The following is an 8570-nucleotide window of genomic DNA, read 5'->3' on the forward strand; positions in this document are numbered from 1 at the left end:
AAAGTCCTTCTCCACTCGCACTATTCCCCGGTGTCAAAGACCCGGCGAAGATCGACCTCGGGATTATCCCAGGTCCCGGTAACACTATAGGTGGCGCTGGTAAGTTTACTCAACGGGTCGCCCAGAACCTTGTCCAGCACGAAGAGCGCACCGCCGATGGGTGCCCCTGCCCCCATGAGCAGGGCCGCCAGCGGCAAATTCTGGGTGAGTGGCAGGACCACCACCAGTCGCATGTCCAGGGTTTCTTCGGACAGGTCCGTGGTGCCGCTGAGCTTGAACGCGCCGGAGGGACCGACAATCTGCAGTTCCGGATTCATGGTCACCAGACCGTTGGTAATCCGGGCCTTGCCGGAAATGGCGTCAAACGCGACGCCGCGCTCGTAAAGATCCGAGAAATCCAGTTTCAGCCGCCGCCATAGGGTATCGGCGTTCAGCAGGTTGAAGATCCGGAACACCTGGGCGGTGTTGTTCTGCTCCAGGATGATGCCTTCATCCAGCCGCAGGCTGACCGTTCCGCTGACCTCCCGCATGGAGAAATCATCCGGCCGGCCGGGCCAGTCCAGGTCAAGCTCGATATTGGTCTGCCGGTTTTCCAGCGGAATTTCTGTGCCGAATAACTGGTTGAGATCGGTCAGCGCACCGCCGGTTATCGAACCGGCAAAGCGGCTGACTTCCCGGTCAGCGGCAATGCTCCAGGTCATTTCACCCAGCAGGGTCAGGGAGTTCAGGCGACCCTCGATGTCATTGACCTTGAGCTGAAACGGCTCAGGACGAAGCAGGAAAGTCCAGGTTCCCAGACTCTCGTCATTGAGCTGAAGATCGGCAATGCTGACGTCGATGTCCGGCCAGCTGCCCATATCCAGCGCCCGGAAAGCTTCCAGTTGTTCTTCGAGGGTCAGCAACTCCGGCTGGGCTTCCCGTTGTTCATCGTCGCGGACCAGCCTGAGCACCTCGAAATCGGCCTTGACCGGCTCATCACTGTCCGGAAGCACTACCCGGCCCACCGCCCGCTCGGAACGGGTGCTCACGACCCAGCGGTCCTCCAGTTCAAGGGCATTGATCCGGATATTCCTGAGGGTATGCGAACCCAGGTAGAGGTGGCCCAGTGTCAGGTCGAAACCGGTGTCATGCCACAGGAAATCGAATCCCATCCGGTTCTCCCAGCTGCCGGCGATCCGGAGCCCCTCTTCGGCCCCGGGATCGATAGTGGCCTCTAACGGTGCCTGTTCTTCGGCGCTCTTGGCCAATGGTTCCGGCCAGTCCACGGCAAGCCCCTCGAGGTTGGAACGTACCCGGATACCGGACGTGGTGTCGGTCCCGACCGTCAACGCGGCGGAATAATCCAGGGTGCCATCGAGACCGAAACCGCTGTCACTCTCGAGGCCGGCCTGGCGGAAGACTTCCGGCACCGTGAGCTGACCCTCCTGGCGAATGACAAGGCCCTGTCCGTCCGCGCCCACACCGAGGCTGACCGCCACCGGGTCACCAAAGAACCGGGCCTGGATGGGGCCGCCGGAGAAACCATCGACGGTACGATACGTGAGATCGCCGGAGAGCTCGGTCCAGCTCAGGTTGGCGCCGGGATAACGTACCGAGCCATTGGAAGTCTGAACACGGGCCTGAACCACCGGTTCTCCGCCCTCGCTCAGGGGCAGCTCGAGATCCAGGTCCAGGGCGTAGTCGCCTCCGTATTCCAGACTCCGGGCCTCGGAGCCGGCCATCTCACCCAGCGGGCTGTTGGCCATCCAGAACGGCACGGCGTCGCCAGGCACACGGGCGGCGGCATCCACATAGAGCCGGGTGCCATCGCCGGGGATCACCTTGACCCGGCTGGGGCGGAGTTCCAGGCCACCGGTCCGGGCAGACTCCAGCTGAACGTCCGTGGTGCCGTTGTGGATATCAACCCTGCCCCGCGCGGACGTCACTTCCGGCCAGCGTTCGTCGTAGCGGACGGTCGCGTCCTCGAAGGTGTACCACATGGACGACACGAACGAGCCCCGGGGCGCATCGCGGCCGATCTGACCGTGGCCATAGTAGACTCCCTCGGTAATGCGCACCTCGGTGATCGCCGTGGTCAGCCATTCATACAGGCCCGGGTTCACGACCTTTGCCGGCACGAAATCCGCCAGCATGTCCGCTCGCCCGTTCTTGACGCCGATGCGCAGGCCCAGGTTGTCCTCACCCTCACGATCCATGCGCAGATCAAAGGCGCCGGTCAGGCTGGTACTGTCGCCATAGTCCATCCGGATGTTATCGGAATACACGCGGGTGATGGGACCATCCAGCAGCCAGGCGACGGTGCCCTGCACTTCCCTGAACGACCAGTCGCCGCGGAACAGCCGGGGAAAGCCAAGGGTGACCGGCTCGCCGGCGGGCGCCAGTTCCACCGAGCCGGAATTGCGGCGCAGGGCAATCCGTCCACTCAAACCTGAGACGCCCGGAGCGCCGCCGTGGGCCTGGAACCGGATATCACGAAGCAGGCCGGAAAGCTCGAATTCCGCGAGGTCACGGGCGGGCAGCCTCAGATGCACCCGATCGAGATAGCCTTCGGGGCGATAGTTACGGAGCACGCGACCTGCCCGCTCCGGCAGCAGGGGCAGGACCGCAAGCAAGCGACGCAGGGGCCCCAGGGGCAGCGCATCCGCCACCACCTCGACATCACCATCCTCCCGGGGCATCAGCCGCACACTGAACGGCGGGACGGTGACCTCATTCCAGGTCCACTGCAGTTGCTGCAGGTGGATTTCACCTCGTGAAACCACATCGTTACCACCGTTTTCCGCCCGGCGCCAGCCGAAACGGGCACTGATGTTCTTGATCGGCGCCAGGGATTCACTGCCCACACCCAGTTGCAGATACGGCGTCCGTACCGAGCCGCTTGCCTGCTGGAGCAGACCATCCCGGAAGGTCAACCACAGCTGCCCTCCCAGGTCGAAGCCTTCGACACGCAGAGTACGCCACTGATATTCATCGATCAGGCCATCGAACAGCCGGCCGGAATCCACATCCAGATACAGCTGGCCAGTAAAGTCGCCACGGAAGAAGTGTCGTCCGACCAGGCTGAAACTCGCCAGCTGCTGGGTGGTGCCAGGCTGCATGGCGCGCCCGGAGGCCCGGAACAGGCCACGGTGGTAGACCAGGTCCAGCTGGGGGATCTCAAGATGCCGCAACTGGCCCTGGTTGTCCCGGATCGCCAGATTGACACGGGTGAGTTTGACGTAAGGATCGGACAACCAGCGCCCTGCCAGCTCAACCCAGTCCTGGAACTGGCGCCGGGCGGGCGCAGGCAGTTCCGCACCCTCGACACCCACCTCGCCTTCCGGGGTCTGGTTGAGAGTCAGCTCGAGGCCATCGGCTTCGAAGGCTTCTAAAACCACCCGGAACCGGAACAGGGAAGCAAGGAAATCGAGGCGTATCCGGAGGTGTTGCAGGCGGACCACATAGTCACCGGTCCCGGGTTCGATGATGTCGATATCCCGGGCCAGTAAGGTCGGGTCCAGCCAATTCCAGCGGGCGTCGAGGCCACCGACTTTCACCTGCTTGCCGGTGCGCGCCGAAAGTTCGAGTTCAAGGTCGTCCCGGAAACTGTCAATATTCTGGGTCAGTTGCCGGCCGATGCCCGCGTACAGCGCAAACAGCAAAAGCACCGCCAGCAGGGACCACCACACCAGGCTCGACAGCCTTGCAGCGAGGCGTACCGGCCGGCTTTCGGGAGGCAGGTCCGGCAATGGCGGCCCGTGATCGGCTGAGGACATGGATTCCGTTACTCCCCGGGCCGGTAACCTGCGCGGGCATCAGAGCAACACAACATCGTACTGCTCCTGGCTGTAGAAAGGCTCCACCTGGAAACGGATGGTCTTGGCGATGAAGGTCTCTAGATCGGCCACGTTGTCAGACTCTTCGTCCAGCAACCGGTCCACCACCTTCTGGGAGGCCATCACCAGGTAACTCTCAGCGTCATAGGCCCGGTTGACCCGCAGGATTTCACGGAAGATTTCGTAACAGACGGTCTCGGCGGTTTTCAGGAAGCCGCGACCATCACACACCGGGCAGGGTTCACACAGCACCTGGCCCAGGCTCTCAGTGGTGCGTTTGCGGGTCATTTCCACCAGACCCAGTTCCGATACGCCGGTGATCTTGGTCTTGGCGTGGTCCCTCTCCAGCATTTTCTCCAGCATGCGGTGGACCTGTCGCTGATGCTCGGAGTCCTCCATATCGATGAAGTCGATGATGATGATACCGCCGAGGTTGCGCAGCCGCAGCTGACGGCTGATGGCCCGGGCCGCTTCCAGATTGGTCTTGAAGATGGTTTCTTCCAGGTTCCGGTGACCCACGAAGGCGCCGGTGTTGATGTCGATGGTGGTCATCGCCTCGGTCTGGTCAATGATGACGTAACCGCCCGACTTCAGCTGAACTTTCCGGCTCAGGGCCTTCTGGATCTCATCCTCCACCGAGTACAGATCAAAAATCGGACGCTCACCGGGGTAGTACTCCACCATGTCGGCGAATTCGGTGACGAATTCCTGGACAAACTCCATTACCCGCTGGTAGCTCTCCCGGCTGTCGATCCGGACCTTCTCGGTCTGGGGCCGAACCAGGTCGCGGATGGTGCGGATAAACAGTGGCAGATCCTGGTACACCGCCGCCGGTGCCTGCACCTTGGCGATGCGCTCCTGGATGGACTGGCTGAGCCGATGCAGGTATTTCATGTCGCCGATCAGGTCCTCGGCCGGGGCTGCCTCGGCGGCGGTCCGGATGATGTAGCCGCCCTTCACATCGGTGCTTTCTGCGGACGCCTCCTCGAGCAGGGTCTTGAGACGCTCCCGCTCGTTGTCGTCCTCGATGCGCTGGGAGATACCGATATGACTCACGCCGGGCATGAACACCAGGTACCGGGACGGAATCGACAACTGGGTGGTGAGGCGGGCGCCCTTGGTACCAATAGGATCCTTGGTCACCTGCACCACCAGGGACTGGCCTTCCCGCAGCAGGGTTCGGATGTCCGGGACGGTTTTGGAGCCCTCAGTCAAGTCGTCAGCCCCTGACTGGTCGGTGATCACATCCGAGGCGTGGATAAAGGCGGCGCGTTCCAGGCCAATATCGACGAACGCGGCCTCCATGCCCGGCAGTACGCGGACAACCTTACCCTTGTAGATGTTGCCCACGATGCCCTTGCGGCTGGTGCGCTCGATGTAGGCCTCCTGCAACATGCCGTTTTCCACCAGGGCGACCCGGGTTTCCACCGGCGTGACGTTGATCAGGATTTCTTCACTCATTCTTGGCTCTCCAGACTGCTTGGCCAGTTCGTCCATACCGGGAAGCCGGCCTGGGCCAGAAGTTCGGCGGTCTGCTGCAACGGCAGTCCGACCACAGCGCTGTAACTTCCCCTGAGTTCCTTCACAAAAATACCACCAAGCCCCTGAATTCCATAACTTCCCGCCTTGTCCATGGGCTCGCCACTTGCAACATAGGCGTTGATCTCGTCCCCGCCAAGTTGGCGAAACTCCACATCAGTCACCACCAGGCAGGACCGGCACTGCCCACGGTGTGCCAGCGCCACCGCGGTCATCACCTGGTGAACCTCACCCGAAAGCCGCGCCAGGGTGGCACAGGCATCGGTCCGGTTTACCGGCTTACCCAGAATCTCACCATTGAGAACCACCGAGGTATCGGAACCAATCACCAGTGCCTCCGGGTGCTGCGTGGCGACCGCAAGGGCTTTTTCCCGGGCCAGGCGCTCGACGTAGGCTTCTGCCGACTCCGCCGGCTCCGGGGTTTCATCCACGTCCGCCGGCCGGGTGGTGAACGCCAGTCCGATCTGCTTCAGCAGTTCTGCCCGGCGCGGTGAGGCGGAGGCAAGAATCAGATGCGCCATCGCTAGCCCAGTTTCCGGTTGATGTTATCAAGGAGTACGCAGACCACCGGCCAGATCAAGGCGCTGGTAGCAGCTGGCCAGAGGTAACCGAACCCGGTATCGCCTTCGGCCCCGAGTAGTTGCTTGATGAAATGCACCAGCATCTGGTTGATGCCCAGCAGCAGGAACACCATCAGACATTGCTGGGGCATCGGGTACATACGCAGGCGCTGATGAATGGTCAGCACCAGGAAGGCAATCAGGCCCATCGCCATGGCATTCACGCCCAGGGGCGTCGCCTCCAGCACATCCAGCAGCAACCCGAGGAACCAGGCCAGCAGAATGCCGAATTGGGCCGGTGCCCGGAAAGTCCAGTAGAACACCACCAGGCCCAGCCACTCGGGCCGGAATTCGAACCAGCCTACCGGGAACAGGGAGATACTCAGCACCAGCGACAGCAGCACCGAAAGCACAAAGACCGGATAACTGATTACTGACAACATCAGCTGTCCTCCCCGGATTCTGTCGTCTGACCCGCGGTTTCTTCCGGATCGGCGGTTTCCGGCGGGAACACCGCCAGCACCAGGCGACTCTGGTTCAGCTCCGCCTTGGGTGTCGCCTGGATGGAAACGAAGGGCTCGCCCGGCTCCTTGGTGATCCGGGACACCTCGGCCACCGGATAGCCCCGGGGGAAGCGGCCACCGAGGCCGGAACTGACCAGCAGATCGCCCTCGCGGATATCGGCGGTGTCCGGTACGTGCACCAGTTCCAGCGCATCGGGATCGCCGGTACCCAGCAGGACTGCGCGCAGGCCGTTGCGGACCACTTCCACCGGCACGGCATGGCTGCTATCAGAGACCAGTAAGACCCTGGAGGTGATCTGGCTCGCCTGCACCACCTGCCCCATCAAACCGTGGGCATCGAGGATCGCCTGGCCCGGGCTGACGCCATCACTCAGGCCCTTGTTGATGATGACTTCATGGGAAAAGGGATCGGGTGACACTCCCACCACTTCGCCGACAATGACGCGGTCGTCCAGCACTTCCGAGGAATTCATCAGCCGGCGCAGCTCGTTATTCTCGGAGGCCAGGGCTGCGTACTTGAGGGCACGACGCTCAAGGATGAGCAAGCGGGCGCGAAGATCTTCGTTCTCCTGCTGGAGATCTTCTTTAGACACGAAAAGACCGGAAAACCAGTCGCTGAATTCGTAGGGGGCGTTGCCCAGCCAGTACACGGGGGCAAGACCGGTGGCAATGGTACTGCGCACCGGTGAGAGCTTGTCAAAACGAGCATCGGCAACGATTAACGCTGCCGATACCAGTAAGATCAGGAAAAGTCTGAACCCCGGGACGGGGCCCTGGACAAAGATGGTTTTAATGGCCAGTCCTCCCCACGGGCTTAGCCCTCCTGGGAGAACATTCCGATGCCACCGCGATCAATGACTTCCAGTGCCTTACCGCCACCACGGGCGACGCAGGTCAGCGGGTCTTCGGCGATGATCACCGGCAGACCGGTCTCTTCACTGATGAGCTTGTCCAGGCCACGCAGCAGGGCACCACCACCGGTCAGCACGATGCCGCGCTCGGCGATATCGGAGGCCAGTTCGGGCGGCGACTGTTCCAGGGCGCTCTTGACGGTCTGGACGATCTGGGCCAGGGATTCCTGCAACGCGTCGAGGATCTCTTCGCTGTTCAGGGTGAAGGCCCGGGGAACGCCTTCGGCCAGGTTGCGGCCGCGCACGTCAATCTCGCGGACTTCCAGGCCTTCGTAGGCGCAGCCAATTTCGTGCTTGATGCGCTCGGCGGTGGAGTCACCGATGAGGCTGCCGTAGTTGCGACGCACGTAAGTGACGATGGCTTCGTCGAACTTGTCCCCACCGACCCGCACGGATTCGGCATAGACGATGCCGTTCAGGGAGATGATGGCAATCTCGGTAGTACCACCGCCGATGTCGACGATCATGGAACCACTGGCTTCCTCGACCGGCAGGCCGGCACCGATGGCGGCGGCCATGGGCTCTTCGATCAGGAACACTTCCCGGGCGCCGGCGCCGAGTGCGGATTCGCGGATGGCCTTGCGCTCCACCTGGGTGGATTTGCTGGGCACACACACGAGCACGCGCGGGCTCGGGGTGATGAAGCTGTTCTCGTGCACTTTGTGGATGAAGTGCTGGAGCATTTTTTCGGTGACGACGAAGTCGGCAATCACACCATCCTTCATGGGACGGATGGCGGTGATGTTGCCCGGAGTCCGGCCGAGCATACGCTTGGCTTCGGCACCGACGGCGGCGACCATTTTCTGGGAACCACTCGTGCGGATGGCAACCACGGATGGCTCGTTCAGGACGATACCCCGCTCTCGCACATATATAAGGGTGTTGGCGGTGCCCAGGTCGATGGACAGGTCGCTGGAGAAAATGCCTCGGAGTCTTTTGATCAACATTCGTGTAGTTTCAACCTGAGAGTTGCGGTTGCGAAAAGAATGCGGCAACTTTAGCAGTGAGCACCTACTCAGGCAAGGCGCCATCGGGGCCCTCGGCCTTACCATTGTCACATTTTCTACATTATTCAGGGCCTCCCGCGATTGTTCGAATCTGTTACCATATCGGGCTTACTCTTTTGACTTGGTTGCAGGTATTCAGGCTTCGGTGCATGGGCGCTTGGGGCAGGGCTTCCCAAAACACGCTACGAGCACGTCCATGTGCGCTTGTTTCGGG

Annotated in this window: 6 protein-coding genes; all 6 read right to left on the reverse strand. The window is 61.8% G+C overall.

The genetic code is table 11. The features are described from left to right. Nucleotides 1–20: 20 nt before the first annotated feature. The 6 genes from ACESMW_RS13780 to ACESMW_RS13805 are packed head-to-tail and all read right to left on the reverse strand — an operon-like array spanning nt 21 to nt 8293. Complete coding sequence (locus tag ACESMW_RS13780; RefSeq protein ID WP_372987594.1) at nt 21–3755, reverse strand: YhdP family protein; 3735 nt, start codon at nt 3753–3755, stop codon at nt 21–23. A 39-nt stretch (nt 3756–3794) separates the two neighbouring features. After that, the gene (rng, locus tag ACESMW_RS13785) at nt 3795–5276 is read right to left on the reverse strand and encodes a ribonuclease G (protein WP_372987595.1); all 1482 of its coding nucleotides are present in this window, start codon (nt 5274–5276) and stop codon (nt 3795–3797) included. Beyond that, entirely contained in the window at nt 5273–5875 is a 603-nt protein-coding gene (locus ACESMW_RS13790) for a Maf family protein (protein WP_372987596.1), read from the reverse strand. Before ACESMW_RS13790 ends, rng begins: the two co-directional genes overlap by 4 nt. Before the next feature lie 2 nt (nt 5876–5877). Next, nucleotides 5878–6357 carry a rod shape-determining protein MreD gene (mreD, locus tag ACESMW_RS13795; RefSeq protein ID WP_372987597.1) on the reverse strand — a complete coding sequence of 160 codons (480 nt, stop codon included), beginning with the start codon at nt 6355–6357 and terminating at the stop codon, nt 5878–5880. After that, complete coding sequence (mreC, locus tag ACESMW_RS13800) at nt 6357–7223, reverse strand: rod shape-determining protein MreC (RefSeq protein WP_372987599.1); 867 nt, start codon at nt 7221–7223, stop codon at nt 6357–6359. Before mreC ends, mreD begins: the two co-directional genes overlap by 1 nt. Nucleotides 7224–7252: 29 nt before the next feature. Further along, on the reverse strand, nt 7253–8293 hold the full coding sequence (locus tag ACESMW_RS13805) for a rod shape-determining protein (RefSeq protein WP_372987600.1): 1041 nt from the start codon (nt 8291–8293) through the stop codon (nt 7253–7255). Nucleotides 8294–8570: the final 277 nt, after the last annotated feature.

The sequence above is a fragment of the Marinobacter sp. genome, assembly GCF_041690455.1.
GTDB lineage: Bacteria > Pseudomonadota > Gammaproteobacteria > Pseudomonadales > Oleiphilaceae > Marinobacter.